Annotated in this window: 20 protein-coding genes; 15 read left to right on the plus strand and 5 right to left on the minus strand. The window is 60.6% G+C overall.

The window, feature by feature from the left end; all coding sequences use genetic code 11:
* The first annotated feature begins 69 nt into the window (after positions 1–69).
* From JQS30_RS03270 to JQS30_RS03325, 12 genes are all read left to right on the plus strand, one after another.
* Entirely contained in the window at positions 70–981 is a 912-nt protein-coding gene (locus tag JQS30_RS03270) for a transporter substrate-binding domain-containing protein (RefSeq protein WP_213171971.1), read from the plus strand.
* A gap of 9 nt (positions 982–990) precedes the next feature.
* Positions 991–1,710: an amino acid ABC transporter permease gene (locus JQS30_RS03275; RefSeq protein ID WP_213171972.1), complete on the plus strand. Its 720-nt coding sequence runs from the start codon at positions 991–993 to the stop codon at positions 1,708–1,710.
* Positions 1,711–2,376, plus strand: a complete 666-nt coding sequence (locus JQS30_RS03280; protein ID WP_213171973.1) for an amino acid ABC transporter permease — start codon at positions 1,711–1,713, stop codon at positions 2,374–2,376.
* Positions 2,357–3,172: an ectoine/hydroxyectoine ABC transporter ATP-binding protein EhuA gene (gene ehuA, locus JQS30_RS03285; protein WP_343076149.1), complete on the plus strand. Its 816-nt coding sequence runs from the start codon at positions 2,357–2,359 to the stop codon at positions 3,170–3,172. The genes JQS30_RS03280 and ehuA overlap by 20 nt, the downstream gene beginning before the upstream one ends.
* A gap of 471 nt (positions 3,173–3,643) precedes the next feature.
* Positions 3,644–4,471, plus strand: coding sequence for an SGNH/GDSL hydrolase family protein (locus JQS30_RS03290; RefSeq protein WP_213171974.1), 828 nt, complete (start codon positions 3,644–3,646; stop codon positions 4,469–4,471).
* A gap of 176 nt (positions 4,472–4,647) precedes the next feature.
* Positions 4,648–5,667, plus strand: coding sequence for an SGNH/GDSL hydrolase family protein (locus JQS30_RS03295; RefSeq protein ID WP_213171975.1), 1,020 nt, complete (start codon positions 4,648–4,650; stop codon positions 5,665–5,667).
* A 509-nt stretch (positions 5,668–6,176) separates the two neighbouring features.
* Positions 6,177–7,064: an SGNH/GDSL hydrolase family protein gene (locus JQS30_RS03300; RefSeq protein WP_213171976.1), complete on the plus strand. Its 888-nt coding sequence runs from the start codon at positions 6,177–6,179 to the stop codon at positions 7,062–7,064.
* Between the two features lie 599 nt (positions 7,065–7,663).
* On the plus strand, positions 7,664–8,539 hold the full coding sequence (locus JQS30_RS03305) for an SGNH/GDSL hydrolase family protein (protein ID WP_213171977.1): 876 nt from the start codon (positions 7,664–7,666) through the stop codon (positions 8,537–8,539).
* 667 nt (positions 8,540–9,206) lie between these two features.
* Entirely contained in the window at positions 9,207–10,244 is a 1,038-nt protein-coding gene (locus JQS30_RS03310; RefSeq protein ID WP_213171978.1) for an ABC transporter substrate-binding protein, read from the plus strand.
* Positions 10,241–11,017 carry an ABC transporter ATP-binding protein gene (locus tag JQS30_RS03315; RefSeq protein WP_213171979.1) on the plus strand — a complete coding sequence of 259 codons (777 nt, stop codon included), beginning with the start codon at positions 10,241–10,243 and terminating at the stop codon, positions 11,015–11,017. Before JQS30_RS03310 ends, JQS30_RS03315 begins: the two co-directional genes overlap by 4 nt.
* Positions 11,007–11,939 (plus strand): ABC transporter permease, encoded by a 933-nt coding sequence (locus tag JQS30_RS03320; protein ID WP_213171980.1) that lies wholly within the window; start codon positions 11,007–11,009, stop codon positions 11,937–11,939. The genes JQS30_RS03315 and JQS30_RS03320 overlap by 11 nt, the downstream gene beginning before the upstream one ends.
* A 264-nt stretch (positions 11,940–12,203) precedes the next feature.
* A complete protein-coding gene (locus JQS30_RS03325; RefSeq protein ID WP_213171981.1) occupies positions 12,204–12,431 on the plus strand; it encodes a hypothetical protein in 228 nt (75 codons plus the stop codon).
* Positions 12,432–12,743: 312 nt separating this feature from the next.
* On the opposite strand, the gene JQS30_RS03330 is transcribed toward JQS30_RS03325, so the two are convergent.
* Genes JQS30_RS03330 through JQS30_RS03340 form a run of 3 tightly spaced genes read right to left on the minus strand, consistent with a single transcriptional unit; the run spans position 12,744 to position 16,395 of the window.
* On the minus strand, positions 12,744–13,631 hold the full coding sequence (locus JQS30_RS03330; RefSeq protein WP_213171982.1) for a carbohydrate ABC transporter permease: 888 nt from the start codon (positions 13,629–13,631) through the stop codon (positions 12,744–12,746).
* A 10-nt stretch (positions 13,632–13,641) separates the two neighbouring features.
* Positions 13,642–15,009 (minus strand): carbohydrate ABC transporter permease, encoded by a 1,368-nt coding sequence (locus tag JQS30_RS03335; RefSeq protein ID WP_213171983.1) that lies wholly within the window; start codon positions 15,007–15,009, stop codon positions 13,642–13,644.
* A 9-nt stretch (positions 15,010–15,018) separates the two neighbouring features.
* The gene (locus tag JQS30_RS03340; protein ID WP_213171984.1) at positions 15,019–16,395 is read right to left on the minus strand and encodes an extracellular solute-binding protein; all 1,377 of its coding nucleotides are present in this window, start codon (positions 16,393–16,395) and stop codon (positions 15,019–15,021) included.
* Positions 16,396–16,966: 571 nt separating this feature from the next.
* Between JQS30_RS03340 and JQS30_RS03345 the strand changes: the two genes are divergently transcribed.
* Positions 16,967–17,422 (plus strand): DUF2269 family protein, encoded by a 456-nt coding sequence (locus tag JQS30_RS03345; RefSeq protein WP_213171985.1) that lies wholly within the window; start codon positions 16,967–16,969, stop codon positions 17,420–17,422.
* A gap of 159 nt (positions 17,423–17,581) precedes the next feature.
* Here JQS30_RS03345 and JQS30_RS03350 read toward each other — a convergent pair whose 3' ends face one another.
* A complete protein-coding gene (locus JQS30_RS03350; protein WP_246498028.1) occupies positions 17,582–18,175 on the minus strand; it encodes a YqgE/AlgH family protein in 594 nt (197 codons plus the stop codon).
* A gap of 579 nt (positions 18,176–18,754) precedes the next feature.
* Positions 18,755–19,612, minus strand: a complete 858-nt coding sequence (mca, locus tag JQS30_RS03355) for a mycothiol conjugate amidase Mca (RefSeq protein ID WP_343076168.1) — start codon at positions 19,610–19,612, stop codon at positions 18,755–18,757.
* Between the two features lie 245 nt (positions 19,613–19,857).
* On the opposite strand from mca, the gene JQS30_RS03360 reads away from it, so the two are divergent.
* Both JQS30_RS03360 and greA read left to right on the plus strand, forming a co-directional pair.
* On the plus strand, positions 19,858–20,274 hold the full coding sequence (locus tag JQS30_RS03360; RefSeq protein WP_213171986.1) for a DUF4307 domain-containing protein: 417 nt from the start codon (positions 19,858–19,860) through the stop codon (positions 20,272–20,274).
* A gap of 149 nt (positions 20,275–20,423) precedes the next feature.
* Complete coding sequence (gene greA, locus JQS30_RS03365) at positions 20,424–20,981, plus strand: transcription elongation factor GreA (protein ID WP_425498832.1); 558 nt, start codon at positions 20,424–20,426, stop codon at positions 20,979–20,981.
* The last annotated feature ends 198 nt before the right edge of the window (positions 20,982–21,179 follow it).

A 21,179-nucleotide genomic window follows, 5' to 3' on the forward strand; every position in this document is an offset into this window, starting at 1 on the left:
TACGCTCGACACTCTGGGTAGCGGTCGGTAATGTCGGGCAGCATACGCAATATTTCTGGAGGAATGAACGTGACTAAGCGCACGATCTGGAACCGGCGAAACCTCATGCGCACCACCGCTGCTTCATGCGCGGCTGCACTGGGGTTGACACTAAGCGCCTGTTCTGCCACCGCAGACGCAGAAACTCTTCTGGAGGAAGCCCAGGATGGTGGAACCCTCCGCGTGGCCTACGCCGACGAAGAGCCCTTTGCCTACACCGACAGCGACGGTAACGTCGTCGGTCAATCTGTAGCCATGCACACCTACTTGCTCGGTGAGCTCGGCATTGAAGAAGACCAAATCGATTGGGTGCAAACCGAGTGGGACTCGCTGATTCCCGGCCTCGGCAGCAACCACGACATGGTCATCGCTGGCATGTACGTCAACGCGGACCGCTGCGAAGCGGCGCTCTTTGCCGACCCGGACTACGTTATGCCCGATACCCTTCTGGTTCCGGCGGGAAACCCCGAGAACCTGGAGAACATCAATAGCTTCATCGACCGCGATGACCTCGTCGTCGGCGTCATGAACGGCACCACCGAACACGCCAACGTCGAACAGGACCTGGAGCTAGACGACAGCCAATATGACGTTCACCCGAACCTCTCCGCCCTGGTGCGTGAGCTCAAGGCCGGACGTATCGACGCGGTCGCTTTGACCGACATCAACCTGCGTCTCGAAGCCGAGGCCGACGACGACCTCGACACTGTCGAGCCGTTCTGGCCCACCGACGCCGACGGAAACGACATCATCGGGGCCGGTGCCGTCGTCTTCCCCGACGGAGCGAACAACTTCCGCGACGCGGTCAACGAAATTCTGCACGAGACCTTGGAAGATCGGGACCTGTGGCTGAGCCTGGTGGGGGAATACGGATTCAACGAAGACAACATCCCTGACCCGGACATCACCGCAGAGAACATCTGTGGAGATTCCTACCAGTAGGACCTTCGCATGGATCTCCTCTTTCGCACGATCGAGGCACTCCCAACGTATCTTGAACCGTTGGGAGTGACCCTCCTCGTCACCGTGCTCAGCCTCTTCGGGTCGCTCATCCTGGCTTTCGTCCTGGGTCTGGCGACCGGCTCCCGTTTCCTGTCAGTGCGCTTTGTCGGGCGCACCATTGTGGAATTCTTTCGTGGTACTTCACTGGTGGTCCAGCTGTTCTGGATCGCCTTTGCCATGCCAGTGCTACTGGGATTCTCCTTTGACTGGCTCATCCTCTCCGGTGTCCTCGCCCTATCGCTGAACTTCGGTGCCTACGCTTCCGAAGTCGTCCGTGGTGCGATAGCCGCAGTGCCATCTGGCCAGTACGAGGCCAGTACTGCCATTAACCTCAGCTACTGGCAGCGGATGCGGCTGGTCATCATCCCGCAAGCTTGGCCGGAGATGATCCCGCCCATGTCGACTCAAGCGGTCCACCTGCTGAAGTCGACCTCCCTGGTGTCGATGATCGGCATCGTCGACCTCACGGCCCGAGCCAATACCGTGGGCGCGCGCCCCGGACAAGACCTGCTGTTCCAATACGGCATCATCTTGGTCATCTACTTCATCCTGGCCTGGCTGCTGGCCGCGGGAATGCGGCAGTTGGAACATCGTGCCAAGCGCAATATCGGCCGGGCGCCGGTGGCCACGAAGAACACCGCCACCGCCGGAGCGGGAGTGGTCAACTAAATGGACAGTCAACGTATATCCGACCTCCTCCCACTGGTGTGGGAAGGCTTCGTCGTCATTTTGCAACTGACGTTCTGGGCAGGCATCATCGCCCTGAGCCTGGGCCTGGTCATCGCGATCACCATTCGTAGCGCGCCCAAACCCGTCACCGTGCCCCTGTTCTGGTTCACCGAATTCATCCGGAACACGCCCCTGCTGGTGCAGGCACTATTCGTCTACATCTTCGTGTCTCGTATAGAGCTGATCGAGGGGTTCATGACGCCCTTCGTCACCGGCGCGATCGTGCTTGGTGTGCACTACGCCTGCTACTGCTCAGAGGCGTACCGGGCGGGAATCGACGGCATCCCCAAGGGTCAGTGGGAGGCGATCACCGCCATCTCGCTGCCGAAATCGCGCGCCTGGATCGACATCCTCATACCGCAGATGATGCGCCGCTGTACCCCAGCGCTGGGTAATTACATGATCGCCATGTTCAAGGAAGTCCCGATCCTGTTCGCGATTGGCGTCTTCGAGATGATCGCCCAAATTCAGCGCTACACGGGCCTGTCCTTCGCCGGACATGTGGAGGGGTACACCCTCGCTGGCCTGCTGTTCCTGGCCATCAGCTACCCGCTTGCAGTATCGATGCGTAAACTGGAGAATCGCCTTGCAAGAGCACACGGATAACCAAGAACCGATCATTAAGTTTGACCGGGTGGTAAAGCAGTTCGGTGATTTGACGGTGCTCAACCAACTGAGCTTCGACGTCGATCCCGGCGAGCGCGTCACCCTCATCGGACCTTCTGGATCGGGAAAGACCACCATCCTGCGTCTACTCATGACGCTGGAACACGTCACCCCGCAGCGTGACCCGAAGTCCGACGGCGGCGTCATCTACGTCGAAGGCAAGCCGTTCTCCCACATGCCCAAGGGAGACAAGCTGGTCCCGGCCAAGGAACGCTACCTCCGCCAGGTGCGCAAGAAGGTCGGCATGGTCTTCCAGCAGTTCAACCTCTTTCCCAACATGAAGGTGCTGCGCAACGTGACCGAAGGTCCGGTGCACGCACTCGGACTGTCAAGGGACGAGGCGGCTGAGAAGGCTAAGTCCCTACTGGAACTGGTGGGTCTGTCGGACAAGCTCGACAATTACCCCAGCCAGCTCTCCGGTGGACAACAGCAGCGTGTGGCGATTGCCCGGGCGTTGGCGATGTCTCCGGACATCCTGTTGCTCGACGAGGTCACCTCGGCGCTTGACCCGGAGCTGGTCGCTGACGTGTTGGCGGTTCTTCGCGATATCGCCAACTCCACGTCGATCACCATGCTGTTGGTGACCCACGAGATGAGCTTTGCTCGTGACGTTTCCAACCGCGTCATGATGTTCGACCGGGGTGTCATCGTCGAAGAGGGCGGGCCCGACCAGATGTTCTCCGACCCGCAAGAAGCGCGGACGCAGGACTTCTTGAAGGCCGTTCTCGCCGACTAGGTACGTCGGGATCGATTCCCTTTAACTCCATAGTGCGGTCACGGCCGCACACAGTCCCGTCACGGGGTCCGCGACGCTTTCAGCGTTGCGGACCCCGTTGTCATGTGTGCTGGCCTGGCGCGACAGGGGGGCTGAGTGCGGTGGGGCCGGGTGCTACGGCGGAGGCCTCCATCTTTATTCGGATTGGTTTCCCAACTTGCTAATTTGCTCCACTATGGCCTGAAATATCCACTCAGGGTAATGGTGTCAACGCGGCTGGATTGGGGTCACAGTGCTTGGTGCGCAAGGAAAGCGCTAGAGGGGTTGCGCATCGAAAAACATCGGATGATTTGCGTGAAGAGGGTTGTGGCGTAGATTACTGCCTGGTTAGCATATCGAGAAACTCCGATATAGGAAGCCATCGATATCGGTATTCAGCAGGTATAACTCAACATCTATAACTACTGAGATACCCCATACGGAGAAGCCCATATGAATCCTCCTCATATAACCTCCCGGCCCAGCCCTTCGAAAAAGATCTGGCGACAGTTGCGCAATGCCAGTGTGATCACGGCATTCATCGGCCTACTCCTCGCCTTCACCCCAGCCGCCGCTCTGGCGCAAGAGACCAACTACGTCGCGCTGGGCGACTCCTACGCATCCGGCACCGGCACCCGTGCCTACATAGACGACGGTTCCGGCTGCGAACGCTCCACCCACGCTCACCCCTACTTGTACGCCAACCACATTGGCGCCAACTTGGATTTCCAGGCGTGTGCCGGGGCTCGAATTCCCAACGTGCGTAACAGTCAACTCGCGGCGCTAGGCCCCGACACCGACCTGATCACCATCAGCGTTGGCGGCAACGACACCGGCTGGGTCGATGTCTTGATCAGCTGCGGCACCCCCTTTTCCGGTCCTTGCTGGGACGACATCGCCCAAGCCGAGCGCTACATTCAAGAAGAGCTGCCTGCTGAGCTCAATGGCCTCTATGCCGACATCAACACCGCCGCACCCAATGCCAACGTCTATGTGACCGGCTATCCGCGCCTGTTCAACGGCGAGCGCTGCAATTGGCTGGTTGACCTGTCCTATGAGGAACAGATGGCGCTCAACGACGCGGCCGACCTGCTGAACTCCGTAATCGCCAGCGCCGCCGCTGGCGCTGGGTTCGGGTTCATTGACGTGACTGGGGCTTTCACTGGGCACGCCGTATGTGACGACCCCGAGTACCTCAACGGCCTGTCCTGGCCGTTGGGGGAGTCCTTCCACCCCAACACCTTGGGCCATTCACAGGGTTACCTCCCCCTGCTGCCCTGATTCGATTCACCCGAATACACCCCTGCTAGTGAACGTCGGTTCGCCGGGCCCTCCTGAAAATTCCCGGCGAACCGCACACCCCTCACGACCGCTGGTTTCGCGCCCGGCTTCCTCCATGCGGTGTGTTCGGTGTTCTAGCGCTGGGTTTCGTGCGTTGATCCACTATTGACGACTTCATGCTCGGTCTGGCTATTGCGGACGCGGATGTGCCGTGTTGCCGTGGCGCGAACCTTCCACTCCAGGGCTGGAATGACTTGTCAGACCGGATTCCTTCCGTCGCGGCTGCGGTTTCTTCATGCCCTTGGAGCTATATCCCACCTGGAGTAATCAATGAGCAAGACTTACCACTCGGGCACTCGGCCTCCTATGGGTCGCTGGCAGCGCTTGCGCCAGCGCGCGGGGCAACCGTCGTCGCCGCTACGGCTGGCCTGGTTTTGGCTCTCAACCCCGCCGGGGCCCACGCCGAAGAGGTCTCAGCCCAGAGCGTGCGGTACGTCGCCCTGGGCGACTCCTACACCTCCGGTGCCGGTGCCGGTGCCGGAAGCTACGACGGCCCGGACTGCCTGCGCTCGAACAATGCCCATTCGGTGTTGTGGGCCAACCGTATCGGTGCGGACTTGGATTTCCAGGCGTGCAGTGGGGCGACGATCCCAGATGTGCGCAATAACCAACTGGGCGCTCTAAGCCCCGAGACCGACATCGTGACCATCGGCATCGGTGGTAACGACACCGGCTGGGTCGATGTTTTGATCGCCTGCGGCACTGCCTTCACCGGGGAGTGTTGGGATGACATCGCCGCAGCGGAACACTATGTGCGTAACATTCTGCCCGGACGGCTGAACTCTCTGTACAGCGATATTCGTGCGGCGGCCCCCAATACCACGATCGCCGTCACCGGCTATCCGCGTCTGTTCAACGGGGATAATTGCAGCTGGCTGGTTGATCTGACCTATGGGGAACAGATGGCGCTCAATGACGCGGCCGATCTGCTCAATGCGGTCGTCGCGGGTGCGGCAAGCAGGGCCGGGTTCTCGTTTGTGGATGTGCGAAGCAACTTTGAGGGCCATGTCGTATGCGATGACCCGAGCTATATCCATGGTCTGCGGGCTCCCATCGTCAAGGAGTCATTCCACCCCAATGCTCGGGGTCAGAACTTGGGGTACTTTTCCGCGATGCGATCGATGCTCGTGGGTTAACTGTCGCTAGTCGCGTTTCTGGGCGCGGATGATTCTGTAGGTGCGGGTCCACGCCGTCTAGGGGTGGGTTCGCACCTACAGCCTTGTCTGGCACCGAAAACGCACCCTCCTTGCGGAGGGGCCCACCTGTTCAGCGGCCAGGCTGAGTGCGCCTGCCTTATCGCTGCCGGGGCTGTGGGTTGATGTGGCTGTCCGTCGGGGCGAATGAACATCGGGCTTGGGTCGAGTGTCTTTGCCTCTGAGGGCATTGGGGTTGCCGACCCGGGGATGAACCGCCACCTGTCGGATATCCGATCATGTGCCGATGGGAAAACTCTATATCCATTGAAGAACATGAATAAAAATGAGGTTGCTATCAGGCGGAAGGGTATCTATTTTTTTCGTTGGGGTTGTGGGGATGTTACTCACCAGTTAGGGTAATGAAAATTTCTAATGTCTCGATGTGTCGATGCCTGCGATCGGCTGTCGTGGACGACAACTGCACATGAATTCCCACAATGGAGTGACATATGCGCCCATCCCTCTCCGAGCGGCCTGCCCGGCCGCGCACCCGACGCTCAACACTCATCGGCACCATCGCCTCTGCCGCGATGACCGCCCTTCTCCTCACCTTCACCCCGACCGCGGCCCTGGCTCAAGAGCAGGCCGAACCAATTCAGTACGTGGCCCTGGGCGACTCGTATTCCTCGGGAGTCGGAGCTGGTGGGTACCTCTTCGACGACCTGCTGTGCTTTCGCTCTGAGCATGCCCACCCCTTCGTCTACGCCGAGTCAATCGGCGCTGAGCTGGACTTCCAAGCCTGTGGGGGAGCGACAATCCCCGATGTCCACAACAAGCAATTGGGAGCCCTCTCGCCAGAGACCGACCTGGTGAGCATGGGGATCGGTGGAAACGACACTGGCTGGGTCGGCGTCTTGCTGGTGTGTGCCCTGCCGTGGTCTCCCACCTGTCATTCGCAGATTGCCCAGGCCGAGGAGTACGTGGTCAACGAGTTGCCCGGCGAGCTCGACGCGCTCTATGCGGCCGTTCGAGACAATGCCCCAAACGCGGAGGTGGTCATCACCGGCTATCCGCGGCTGTTCAATGGGACCCAATGTCAGTGCCTGGTCAACATTGCCCCGGATGATCAGGAGCTGCTCAACGACGCGGCGGACTTGCTCAATGACGTCATCGCCGGGGTCGCCGCTGAACACGGCTTCACCTTCGCGGATGTGCGCGACAACTTCGATGGGCACGCGGTGTGCGATGACGTCGAATATCTGCACGGTCTGACCGCGCCACTGCTCATCGAGTCGTTCCATCCCAACTGGAATGGCCAGACGTACGGTTACCTACCGGCTCTGCAAGAGGCGATGGCTCAGTTTGGCCACATCGAGGACGACGCTTCACTCGTATAGCCATGAGGCTTATGCGAAAGGTACTTTCGGCGTTCTCGTCGGCTCGTTTACCTGTAAGAGTTTTTCCCCTTGCGAGTTGGCGATTCACCAAGAAAAGGTCCATATTTCGCCTAAGTCGTTGGCCCGCTGTGTTTTCCGTTCATCACGCTTTGCGGCGCGATGGTTAGCGGAAGAGGCGGCGGGCATATCTGTGTGTCGCCGGAGTCGGCATTGCCGATGGAAAATGAGTTCGTTGGAGTGGAAGGAATTGGTGCCGTACTGGCTACATAGGCACGTGCAATACGCTTGTGCAGCCAATATGGATAGTGAAGTGATCATGAGAGTGCTCTCAGTGAGAGGGGTGTGCGCCGGTGTCACGGTGGCGGCATGATCTTGCGGTGGCACGGAAAAGTAAATTGATTGCGAAGGCGAATGATTATTCATGCGTCGAAATTTGCTCGCTCGATTAATCCGATATCCGTTGCCGCACAGGGCTTGTGATCTATGTTACCGACGGGTTAGGGTATTGATGAATTCCGATACGGAATTGCCCACCCCGCAGCGTATCGGAGTTCACTCCCGGAACAATTACACATTTATCCCCCCACAATGGAGTGAATATGAGCTCAGTCCACACCTCCCCGGACCGCCCTCGTAGCTTCTGGCAACGCCTCCGCGCCCGCGCCCTCGGAGCCACAGTGGTCTCAGCGGCCACCGGCCTCCTCCTGGCCCTGACGCCCAGCGGTGCCTTTGCCCAAGAAACTGCCCACATCAACTACGTAGCCCTCGGCGACTCCTACACCTCCGGAGCCGGAGCCGGAAGCTACTTCGACTTCGGATGCCTGCGGTCGAACAACGCCCACCCCCGCCTCTACGCCAACCAGATCGGAGCGAACCTCAACTTCCAGGCCTGTTCAGGAGCCAGGATTCCCGATGTCCGCAATAACCAAATGGGTGCGCTTTCCCCAGACACCGACTTGGTGACCATGGGCATCGGTGGCAATGACACTGGCTGGGTCGACGTGCTGATCAGCTGCGGCACCCCGTTTACGGGTCCGTGCTGGGATGACATCGCCGAGGCCGAATGGTACGTGCAAAACGTCCTGCCCGGAGAGCTCGATGCTCTCTACGGAGAGATTCGCGCCGCCGCGCCCAACGCCCAAGTAGGCATCACCGGTTACCCGCGCCTGTTCAACGGAGACCGTTGCAGCTGGCTGGTCGACCTGTCATACGCGGAGCAAATGGCACTCAATAATGCCGCGGACCTGCTCAACGATGTGATCGCTGGAGTTGCCGCGAACCACGGATTTACCTTTATCGACGTGCGCCCCACGTTCGACGGTCACGTGGTGTGCGACCGCCCGACCTACATCCATGGCCTGCGGTTCCCGATTGTGAAGGAGTCCTTCCACCCCAACGCGAGCGGCCAATCGCAAGGCTACTTGCCGCAGATGACCGCCGCGCTGAACTCGTTCGTCGAATCAGCCTCGGCGTAGGGAGAAGCCCTCGTCCGAATGATCCGCTGACCGTTCCATTAGGCGTCTCAGCCCCGGCCTAGAGCTCCTGGCCGGGGCTGAGACGTGTCCGGGTCCCTGCCGCCGGCATCAACGCCCCTCGTCGGTGGCCTGAACTGGCCCAACGCTGCGGTAGTGGAGGTGCGTTTCACTGTGTAGGACGGCCTGCCCGGCTTTGGGGGGTCCCTGCGCGCGCGGTGTTGAAATGTGTATCTAAGAACTCGCTTCAGGTTTGACCCACAGCGAGGAGGTCGAGTTAGCCGCGCCTGGCACATCTCACCCACGGGTCCGTGCCCAGCGGGCACGGGCGTACCGAAGGGATGTCTATGCGCGTTATCCCGCCTCCAAGGCAGGGGAGGACCTGAATCGAGCGTGAGGCCCCAGTTGCGCCGCGCGGCTATGTCGGTTTTCGGTCGCGGCGTGAATGAGCCGCCCGCAAACTCGGCTGCGGACAGTGAAATCTGGGGCGGCTAGCTCCGGTGAGCCCGCTGACGTCCTCGTCACAAAGGCGATATTGCGCGAAGTTGGAAACCGGGTTTGGCCGCTGATGAGTCAGAATGGCGACATTGTCAAAAGTGACCCAGGGCTTACGCTGAGTACTAATCCTAGTTATTCGGTAGGAAATAGCTGAAATGAAGGATGTGACACCGTGAGACTGCTCAACAAAGCAGCAATCGCTCTAACAGCCCTGGTCACCGCTGTGCCCATCTTGTCCGCTTGCGGTAACGGCAACGATGAGAACGTCCTTCGTCTGGGCTACTTCGCCAACGTCACCCACGCTCCCGCGCTCGTCGCCATCGAGCTGGGCCTCATCGAGGAGACACTGGGCGACGATGTCACCGTTGAGCCGGTGCTCTTCAACGCCGGGCCCACGGTGATCGAAGCGTTGTTCTCCGGTGCCATCGACGCGGCCTACGTGGGCCCCAACCCGGCCATCAACGGCTGGGCCCAATCTGGCGGAGAGGCACTACACGTCATCTCCGGCTCCACCTCCGGCGGCGCCGCATTGGTCACCCGCGATGGCATCGACGCACCAGCAGACCTCGCTGGCACCGCCATCGCCAGCCCCCAATTGGCCAACACCCAAGACGTGGCCTTGCGCTATTGGCTGGCCGAACAAGGCTTCGACACCGACTACTACGGGGGTGGCGATGTGGCCGTCACCCCCACTCCCAACTCCGAGCTCGCCGCCGCCTATGCCACTGGCGCGGTCGATGGAGCCTGGGCCGTCGAGCCGCATCTATCCGAGCTCATCATCGAACACGACGCGAACGTGTTGCTCGACGAACGCGAACTGTGGGAGGAGGGCGAGTTCGTCACCACGCACATCATCGCCGCCTCAGACTTTCTCGCCCAGCGGCCCGAACAAGTTGAGGCCCTACTGCAAGCCCATCTACAGGCTCTAGACCTCATCGAGGACGAACCTGACCAAGCTCGCGCGGCAGCCAACGACCACATTGAAAGCCTCACCGGCAACCGGCTCGGCGAGGACATCATCGCCGCCGCGTTCGACAACTTGACCTTCACCGCCGACCCGATCGCCGCCTCGCTATACGGCAGCGCCGAACACGCCACAGCGGTCGGACTGCTAGACGAGGTGGACCTGGGCGGTATCTACCGGCTGGAGCACCTCAACGCGGTCCTATCCGACCACGGACGTGAGCCTATTTCAGGAGACCGAGTATGAGTGACACCGCAGCACAGACGGACACGGCGCAGGCAGCCATCGACCTGCGCTCCGTTACCAAGATCTATGGACGCCGATCCGGTGGGTTGCTCGCGCTCGACCACGTCAGTCTCTCGGCGGCTCAAGGAGAGTTCGTGTGCCTCCTTGGGGCCTCCGGCTGCGGAAAGAGCACCCTCCTGTCCCTGGTTGCTGGGCTTGACTCGGTCACAGATGGAGACATCGACACCCACGACCACAATGTGGCGATGATGTTTCAAGAACCTGCCCTCTTCCCGTGGCTAACCGTCTCAGGCAACGTCGAAATTGCCCTTCGCAAACGGGAACCGAGCCGTACGGCTCGCAAGGAGTGGGCCGCCCAGCTGCTGTCGACCGTGCGACTAAGCGGCTTCGCCGACAAGCGGCCACACGAACTATCCGGGGGCATGCGGCAGCGAGTCGCCCTCGCCCGCTCACTAGCCCAAGACGCTTCGATCCTGCTCATGGACGAACCCTTTGGCGCGTTGGACGCCATGACGCGCGACATCTTGCACGATGAACTCGAACGTATTTGGCGTGAGCGCAACCTGACGGTCTTGTTCGTCACCCACAACGTCCGGGAGGCGGTACGGCTGGGGGACCGAGTCGTGCTCATGAGTTCCCGCCCCGGACGCGTCATCGCTCAGTTCGACGTCCAGCATCCGCGCCCCCGCCGCATCGACTCAACAGAGGTGTCCTCGCTGGCCGCCACCATCACCGACCAACTGCGCCAAGAGGTGTCGCGCCATGCCCACTAATCCCTCCACGACCGAAACGACCACCGAGTCACACGTTCCGGCGGTCCCCAAACAAGCCGATCAGGCCAGCGCCTGGGTCTCCGGGCTCGACGCTTTGGAGCGGCGGCCACAGCTCACCGACGCCGAGAGCAACCTGCGCCGGTGGTTGCTCAAGTTGTGGAACGCGACGTGGCCAAAGCTGCTCGCAATCGCGATCGTCATTGGGGCTTGGCAGATCGTGTACTTGAGCCAGTGGCGGCCCTCGTGGGCGCTGCCATCGCCCATGGCCGTATTCGAGGACATGGCGACGTTTATTCCCACTGCTGAGTTCTGGCAGGCCATTGGGATCACCATGCAACGGGCGCTGACCGGGTTTGCGCTAGCGCTATTGATTGGCACCGTGATCGGGGTGGCGGTCTCTCGGTTTAAGCCGCTGCGCGCCGCGATTGGTTCGCTGATCACCGGTTTGCAGACCATGCCGTCGATCATGTGGTTTCCATTTGCGATCCTGCTCTTCCAGATCTCTGAGGCCGCGATCATGTTCGTGGTGATCCTGGGAGCGGTGCCGTCGATTGCCAATGGCCTCATTTCGGGCATCGACTATGTGCCACCGGCGTGGAAGCGGGTGGGGACGATGTTGGGAATGCGTGGTTTTGGTTTGTATCGCCACGTGATCTTGCCTGCCTCATTGCCCTCGTTTGTGTCTGGTCTCAAACAGGGCTGGGCGTTCGCGTGGAGGTCGCTGATGGCCGGTGAGCTACTGGTCATCATCGCCGGGCAAGGCTCGATCGGTGCCCTTATGCAGGGGGCGCGGGAGTTCAACAACGCCCCACGGGTCTTGACGTGGATCATCGTGGTGCTCACCATCGGCATCATTGTGGACATGATCTTCAAGGCCATCGACAGCCGCTTGCGCCGCACCTGGGGTCTCACCAGCGGTTGAGTCACGCTGTGCCGGTAACGCGCTGGGTGGCATTCGCACGGCCGGACCTTGGTCGGTCCCGCATCAGCCTGGAGACGGCATGCGGGGAGTCCAGGCCCACTCTTGCGGCCGCCCTGGTGGTCTATGTGGTCAGAAGATGACGAGTGTCACTGCGCTGATGGCCTGCCAGGTCGTGGCAGGTATAGAGCCGATGCGGCCCTGTGGTTTGTTGGATCGAGCGAAAAAATACGCGACAAGTTAGCTTTGGATCATTATTGTGGGGGTGTGTCTGCGCCCACCGGCTTCAGTTACTCCACGCGCCGCAACGGTTCCGTGGTGATTTTCTTCGCGAATAAAGTCGCCACGACGTTGAAAGGCCAGCGCGCCGCTAAGTTCCTCGCTGACATCGACGCGGGGGATGAGCAGCTGGTCATGGCAAAGTGGACAGGCAACTTCAAGCGGGGCAATGAGCGTTCGCTCAAGAAGAGCAACGGTTTACGCACGAGGCGTTGACGCCTGCGCGCCTAAAGGCGCGCAGCGGGCACTGATCGCAGAGCTCTCGCGCCGGGAGCGCAACGGTGTCCTCCATATGGCAACGGCCGGTGACATCAAAGATGTCACCGGCCGTTGATGGTTGAGCTAACTGTTTCCGATCAAGTCCTATGGGCCGTTGCGTGCCATGTCCTGCTGGTCTCTCAACGGTTATTCGTGGCCAGGCTTGTGCAAAAGGCACCTTCGGCATTCTCGTCGGCTTGTTTAGGAGCGTAAACTTCGCCTCCTGCGGTCTTGAACGTGCACTCTTGCATAAGCCTCTTAGCCTCTATATCACTTGTCGCGGTTCATGGCGAAGCCCGACATAAACGGCTTTTGCAGGAGTAGAAAGACGATGACCGGCGGAATTGACGCCAGCAGCGCGCCAAGCAGTAGCGGACCGTATGCCTGGCCCTCTCCAGCTTGTTGCAACGTGGCCAGTCCTACTTGAACCACCTGTTCGTTGCGGTCAGTCACCGATAGCAGTGGCCACAGGTACATGTTCCATCCGAAGAGGAACGAAATCACCAACATCGCGCCGATGACGTTCCACGACAGGGGGATCAACACTCGAAACAGGAACTGCATGGGGCTGGCACCATCGAGCTGGGCCGCCTCCGACAGGTTGGCCGGAAGATTGGCAAAGTGCTGCCGGAACAAGAACGCCGCCGTGGCCGAGGCCAGGAACGGAATCGTGAGCCCGCCGAGGTTATTGGACAACCCCAACAAGTCCACGATGCCAAACAGCGCCAGAATCGAAACCTCGGTTGGCATCATCAGGGTGATGAGGACCAGCACGAACACGATGCCCCGCCCGGGAAACCGGAAGTACACGAACGCTAGCCCGGCCAGGAGGCCCGTGATGGCCTTACCGATGGCGATGACGGTGGACATGATGGCGGAGTTGATGATGTAGCGCCACAACTCCCGCTGGTTCCACACCGTGTCGAAGTTATCCATAAGGGAACTGCCCGGGTACAACTGGGCGTTCACCACCTGGGCATTGTTTTGAGTCGCGCCGAGAAACGCGTACACCACTGGCGCACACAGCAGCCCGCAGATGAAAATCAGTGCCAAGTGGATATGGAAGGTGCGCTTGCGTTTCTTCGGCCGTAGGTTCAGTGAGCGACCGTTGAACTCGCGTGGCAGATCGCCGGAGTCGGGAAGTTTGAGAATCGACATGTTCCGCCTCCTATCGTCCGTAGTGGACGCGTCGTCCGGTGGCGTGGAACTGCCACGCCGTCACTGCCAGAACCATCGCGAAGAGCACGAGTGAACGCGCGGCTCCGTCTCCGATCCATTCCTGCGACAGCCAGACCGCCGTTAGCGCGTCTGTCGTCGCCCCGCTGGGGCCACCTCCGGTGAGGTAGTTGATCGTTCCGAACACTTCGAAGAACGCGTACGTCACTTGCGTGACGATCAGGAAGAACGTGATAGGCGTCAGCGAGGGAATGATGAAGTACCACAAGCGTTTGAAGGGGCCGGCGCCGTCTACTCGGGCGGCTTCCAGCATCTCGCGGGAGACGTTTTGTAGCCCGGCGATGTAGAACAAGATGGTGAAGCCGAGGGTTTTCCACACACTGGCAACGATCACCAGGGCCCGCGCCAAGGTCGGGTCGTGACGGTAGTTGGGGAAGTCCAGGCCGGTCAGCGTCTCGTAGAAGTTGCCGACGATACCCGCCACCGGGTCGAACATGACGAAGAACAGGATGCCCGCGATTGGCGGGCTGAGCGCGAACGGCCAAATGAGGAGGGTGCGGTAGATGCCGCGTCCGCGGATTGGCTGGGAGACCAGCATCGCGATGGCCAGGCCGAGGACGAGGCTGAAGACCACCACCCCAGAGGTCAAGATCAGCGTGGTGACAAAGACCGAGCGGTAGGCCGGACCAAATGCTGAGGTGGCCGCCGCGAGGATTGTGGCCAGCAGGAGCCAGCCGCGCAGGTGTCCCAGCCATGTGGCGGAGTCCTGTTCGTTCTTCTTGGCCGCCCACGCGGCTGTGGCCACGATGGCCAACGCGATGAGTGGGACGTAGAGCCACCATTCGAAGGTGGGGCCCAACAGGCGCGTGTAGTTGTCGACGCACACGAAGCGCTCCACATGCGACCCGCGTTGGGTCAGCAAGGTGGACAGGCGCAGGGTCTCAAACAGCGGCCAGTACAAGAACAGCGCGATGACGATCAGGGTGGGGGCCAACAGCGGCAGCGCGTATGAGGCTCCTTGGCGGAACGTCCCGGAGTCGTTGTCGACATCGAGGTTGCTGACTCCGCCTGGCTTGCTGAGCGCCCGACCGATCCAGACCATGATTCCGGCAATGACGGCGGCACCCGCCGCGAACGCGAGAACGCCCACCGCGATGTCCTGGTTGGTGCGCCCGGGCTCGAACGTGCAGGCCTGGAGCGGATACATCGTGAGCAGCGGACCGGCTCCGGCCCCTGCTCCCACGAGAATGGCGCCTCGTGAGCCGGGCAGCTCGGCGTTACGCCAAGCTGCCCAGCCAATGAGTGCGCCGATAATGATCGCCGCCGCGAATAGCGGCAGCATGAGTGGGTATATCGGCATCGTCAAGTGTTAATCGAAGTCGTATAGCAGGTTGTATTGGTCGAGAATGTGCTGAGCGTCGACCTGTGCCTCGTCCATGCGCTCCTCGGGGAACGCCTCGGAGACCAAGATGTCCTCTACGGCCTGGGTCACTTCGGCTCGGATGCCGACGAAACCGCCCACGAGCGCTCCAGCCGAGGCATAGGAGTCGTCGGCGGCGTCGAGTTGTTCGTTGGCCACCGCGTGGTAGGGGTGCTCGTCAAACCAGCCTTCCTCTTGCAGCAGTTGCTCCGAGGCGTAGGTGATGGGGATGTAGCCGGTGGCCCGGTGCCAGTCGGCGGCGTTTTCCGGGTTGTTCAAGAACTGTAGGAAGGCCAGGGCACCATCTTGGGTGTTTTCGCCCAATCCGCTGGTGAGCCACAGGGTCGCGCCACCGATGAGGTTGCCCGCGTAGTCGACGTCACCGTTGTAGGGCATGCGGGAGACCTCGACATCGAAGCCGGCGTCGGTCCCGTCGTTGACCACGAGGGTGGCGTCGCCAGAGGAGGTCATGGTGAAGGCGGTCTGCTCGGCGATGAAGGCGTTGCGGGGCCCGTCCCAGTCATCTTGGACGCCCGAGTAGTAGAAGTGTCCGTCGACGGCTAGTTCCCGGATCCATTCCAGGTAGTTGAGCATCTCCGGAGAGGTCAGATTGACGCTTTCGGCGCGGGCGGTACGGCCGTTGTCATTGTCGGCCAACAGGCCGCCTTGCATGGCGATTGCCTGTTCGACAAACCAGCCGTGGTTGGGCCAGGTGACGCAATAACGTGGGCCGTCTTCTAGCGCGTCGATCAGTTCGCAGGCCTCGGAGAGTTCTTGCCACGTTTCGGGCGGAGAGTCAATTCCGGCCTCGTCCATGACATCGGTGTTGCTGTAGAACAGCGGGGTTGAGGTGTTCCACGGCATGGATTCGAAGACGCCGTCTACTGAGTAGTAGTTGCGGGCGGCGTCGACGACGTCATCGAGGACCACGGGTTCGCCGAGGATCTCGGTGCGGCCGTCGATGGCTTCTTCAATGGCCACGAACATCGGGTCGCCATCTTCGTCGACCTCGTCACGGGCGTCTTGGGTCGCGGCTTCGAAGTACTGGACGATTGCGGGCGGGTTGCCCTGGGCCACGGCGTTCGACATTGAGTCGAACAGAACTTCGTATGATTCGAAGCCGCGCACGTTGATGGAGAGGTCATCGTGCTTTGCTTCGAATTCCTCGGCGACTGCCTCGGCCCAGTCGAGCCGGTAGTCGGTGAAGGCGATCCAAACCTCGATTTCGCCATCGTCGGCGCGTTCGGAGTCGCTGCCGCAGGCAGCCATGGTGCCGAGGAGAGTAGCCGCGGCGGTCGCCGCGACAATTGAGCGCGTTCGGCGCATTTGTAGCTCCAATGAGAAGGGTGGACGGTGGGCTCACCGTGGTGGCTTGGCTCGACGGTGCTGTCGCTTCATGGCGCGGGGTGCGCGATGAAGCTGGGGCGATTGTTCAAACTCAAACACTCCACGCTGTTACTTGGCCAGTGCGAGCCCGAAACTCGCGTTATGGCATGGTTTGCCTGGGCAAACACTACCGTAACGACTATGTGAATCGGTGCTGCACGTGCCTTGTGAGTACTGCGCGAGCGGGGACGGCTAGCCCCTCACCCCGGATGCGCAGGCCTCGAGTCGGTGGGCCAGAGGCGGCGGGGTGGCCGCGACCCATTGTCGTACGGGCGGTGCGGCTTTCATCCGATCATCATATGAGGACGAAAGCTCCACGCGGATCATACGACACAGTAACTAAAATGTGAACAAACACTGTGTTACGAGTTTTGAACGAAAATAAAGTTGCCTACTGTGGCCCATGTTTCGTAGGCGGATGGGTACGTAAGCCATAAAATGGCGAAATATTCACTCTGGTCTCGGGGTGTGAAAACCCGCCAAACGCACCCTGGTTTCTAGACTGGGGTCTATGTACACATTCATGGTGATTTTGCATGTTGCCGCGGCGCTAGCGGTCACCGGGCCAGCCCTTCTCTTCCCCTACCTGGGTGTCACATCGGTTGAACGCCACCATGCCGAGGAAATCCTCGCCTATGGGCGGCGGACCATGTTGTTTAACTCCCTGAGCGTGGCCGTGTTCGTCACCGGGGCGCTTGCGCTGTTGTTGAGCGATGAGTATGGATTTGCCGATCCGTGGATCGTCATTTCGATGACCTCTTACTTCATCGCCGCCGTGGTGGGGATCGGGGTGCTACCGGCGACATTCGCCCACTGCGGGAAGTCACTGCAAGACGCCGATAGCGCCGACTCTCAGGTGAGGGTCTTGCTCGAACAGTCTCGGGGCAAACTCGTGTCGTTGACGATCTTGCTGGCAGCCATGTACGGAGTCATCGTCATCATGATGGTGGCAAAACCGTTCGCCTAGCGATCGATGCCAGCTGCCAGCGGAAGTTGGCCGGGACTTCTTCGCACGCGGGCATCGGTGTGACGCGGCCGTCTTGAGATGGCCCGCTGCCCTAGTCGCCCTAGTCGCAGTGCCGTACTGGGCTGTGGTCAGGGAATTCGAGGCGGTCCCCTTGTCGCCTCAATTGAGGGTGGGGTCCGTCGGGTAGTGGGCCACCGCTGCCAGTAGGCCCCCTTGCCGCTTCCACACCATCGGCCATAGATCTTCGGGTTGATTGGAGAACGGGTCACCGGGGAGCGCGTCGAAAACCATCCACGCGCCTGCGGAGATCTCCTCCTCCAATTGCGCGGGGGCCCAGCCGGCATAGCCGGCGAAGACGCGCATACTGTCCAGCGAATCACGCAGTTGGTCGGGGTCGGCCGACAAGTCCAAGGTCCCCAAACGTCCGGTCACGGTCCGGAAGGATGGGCCGGTGGGTTTGTCAGTCTTCTTCCAGCCCAAGGCGATGGCCGCCTCTGGCTGCACCGGTCCGCCTTCGAACAAGACCGCCGGAGAGCCCGCCAGCTCGCCCCAGTCGCCCAGTACCTCGCTCACCGGCATTTGCGTGGCACGGTTCAGCACGACACCGAGAGCACCGTCCTCTTCGTAACCGACCATGATGACCACAGTGCGGTCGAAGTTGGGGTCTTGAAGATGTGGGGTCGCCACCAGTAGGCGACCGACCAAGGATTCAGTCGTCGCCGGTGATGCCATACCCGGTTCTTGGGTAGCCATGGCTCCACCTCCGTTTGGTAGTCGGGGCCGCTACCGTCGGCCTGTTTTGGCCAATTGCCACGTTCCACATCGCGAAGCGATGGTGAACGCTATGGGAACTCGTTGTCAGCACGTGACCTTGGTTTCCGTTCACCGACGGTGGAATCTCAGTGGTGCCGCCTCTGGTGGTGTAGCCAGCCACGGCATAGCCAGGTCGGTTCACCCCCTTGCGGGGCACTTGTCGGTGGGGCCGTTCGCGCGACTTCTCATCCTCAAGCGTCCGCAGCGCCTCGCTGCACTGCCTTTAGTGGCACAGTATCTCGGCTCAGTGTTCTTGCAACTACGTTCCCGTACTTTTCGAAGAAATACACTATGCTGTCGGGACTCCGACAGTTCATGCTGGCAAGTGAACGAATACGCTATCCAGCTGCTTTTGCCGGTTTCTGCGCGTCGCCTCCAGACGCGCGGAGGACCGAATCTAACGAAAACGCCCGTAGCATACGGTCCGCCCGACATTTGTCGGTCGAAATCGTAGCCCGGGCATTTGTATAGCGCCTCGGGGCGGAGCCTCACTCACGGTGAGTTGCCGCCTGCGACGAGCTACACCTTAATTCCAGCAAAAAGATCGTCTTCTGGCAATGTCGTGGGGACTTGAGATTCGACTAGTTCGTACGACTCCCACGGCCAGACCTTCTGTTGCAACTCCAGCGGCACGGTGAACCAACGGCCGTCCGGGTCGATCTGGGTCGCGTGTGCGCGCAATGCGTCGTCGCGTACCGAGAAGAACTCACCCACCTGAACCATAGTGGTCACGCGGTGGCTCTTGTCTCGCGCCCAATCGCGGCTCTCCAGCCATTCGGCGTAGGGCGATTCCAACCCCTCGGCGAGCATCGCGTCGTGCAACGCCTGCATACGCTTGCGGCCAAAGGAAATCTCAAAATAGAGTTTTTGCGGTTGCCAGGGCTCCCCGGCGGCGGGGTATGCCTTCTCGTCACCGGCGGCCGCCCACGCGGCCATGGTCACATCGTGGGTACGGATATGGTCGGGGTGCGGGTAGCCGCCGTCTTCGGCGTAGGTGGTGATGACGTGCGGTTTGAACGAGCGGATCAGTTCCACCAACGGCGCGGCGGCTTCTTGCAGCGGAACGTTGTAGAACGCGTCGCCGGGAAGGTCTATTCCCGCCTCGGGAAGCCACCCGTCGGGCAGGCCCGAGTCGATCCAACCCAGCCAGGCTTGGCTGACTCCCAGAATTTCGCGAGCCCGGTCCATTTCCTGTGACCTGATCTCGGTCAGGTTCTCCCACACTTCGGGCTGGTCCATCTTGGCGTTGAGGACGGAGCCACGTTCACCGCCGGTGCAGGTGGCTACCATCACCTCGGCGCCTTCGCTCACGTAGCGCGCCATGGTCGCCGCGCCTTTGGATGATTCGTCGTCGGGGTGGGCGTGAACTGCCATCATTCGCAGGCCCTGTTTGGGCAGCGTGACGGCCTCAGCGCGCTGGGAACCGGAGGGTTCGGGTGTCTCAGGGGGGGTGTTCGAGTCCACAGACACGTCAGTTACCTCGCAAGTTGACACGTAGTTAATAGGTATGGCCACGACCATGTGCATGGGCCATGCTTGTCGGCGGTGGCAATCTATGCAACGATACGCGATACTTGGATTGTTCCCAATTTGTACGACAACCACTCCAGAAAGCGGCAGTTATGAGTGAGACCGGCACCACCGAGGTGCGTTTCCCTCCCGGCAGGTATGGCCGGCGCCGTGAGTCAACCCATCGTCGAAAATGGATTGCTGGAGGGCTGTCTGCCCTGGTCATCGCGGGAGGTGTCGGAGTGTCACTCATTATGTATGACAAGTACGGAGACCCCAACTTCAGCGCCACGGTCCAGGGCTACCAACTTCACCCCGATGAGGTTGAGATCACTTTCCAAGTGACGAAACCCGCCGATGAAGAGGCGATTTGCCTACTCAGATCGCGAGACATGAGCGGGGCCGAAATCGGGAACGCCAATGTGGTGATTCCCACCGGAGAAGAGGACAAGGTCTCGGTGACCTACAACCTCTCGGTGGATGGAGACCCGAACACAGCTGAAGTGCTGAAATGCTGGCCGGCCTCATAGTCACCTAGCGAACCCAGTCGTACTTCGTCGCCTCGCGCCAGGCATTGCCTCCTGGGTCCAACCAACCGGGCCCGCGCTCTTGCCCACGCGCACCATTTAATCCACGTATACCCGCAGCGAAGTGCGGTGACTGATGCTTACTCACAGTGATGGAAGCAAATGTCAGGGTGGAACACCAGACTGAAGATAACCCTACGTATGTACCCGGAGGTAATGAAGTGTCAATTAATGAAGGAACATGGCTGACACCGGATGCCTATGACCGCCTTAAAGTCGAGCTTGATGACTTGATCGCGCAGCGTCCTGCTATGGCCGCCGAGATCAACGAGCGTCGTGAAGAGGGCGACTTGAAGGAGAACGGCGGTTATCACGCGGCCCGAGAAGAACAGGGCAAAATGGAGGCGCGTATCCGCCAGCTAGAGGATCTGCTGCGTCATGCCAAAGTGGAGGAAGCGAAGGCCTCGGGTGACATCCAGCCTGGCATGGTCGTCACCGTTGCCTTCGATGGCGATGAAGACGATACGGAGAAGTTCCTCTTGGGCTCAAGGGAAATCGGCGCCACCACCGACTTGACTGTCTACAGTCCAGAGTCGGCTATGGGCGCGGCGCTGATCGGCCACAAGGAAGGCGACATGGTCACCTACGAGGCCCCCAACGGAGCCAAGCTAAAGGTGAAAGTTCTGGCCATTGAACAATTCACGGGTTAACCAACCCGTGAATCCTTGGCAGAGGACGGGTTAACTGGCCTGTGGTTCCTTGGCTGGGGACGGGTTAACTGGCCCGTGGCTCCTTGGCAGAGGACGGGTTAACTGGCCCGTGGCTCCTTGGCAGAGGACGGGTTAACCAACCCGTGGTTCCTTGGCTGGGGACGGGTTTACTGGCCTGTGGTTCCTTGGGCCCAGGGC

It is taken from the genome of Natronoglycomyces albus, from assembly GCF_016925535.1.
Lineage (GTDB): Bacteria > Actinomycetota > Actinomycetes > Mycobacteriales > Micromonosporaceae > Natronoglycomyces > Natronoglycomyces albus.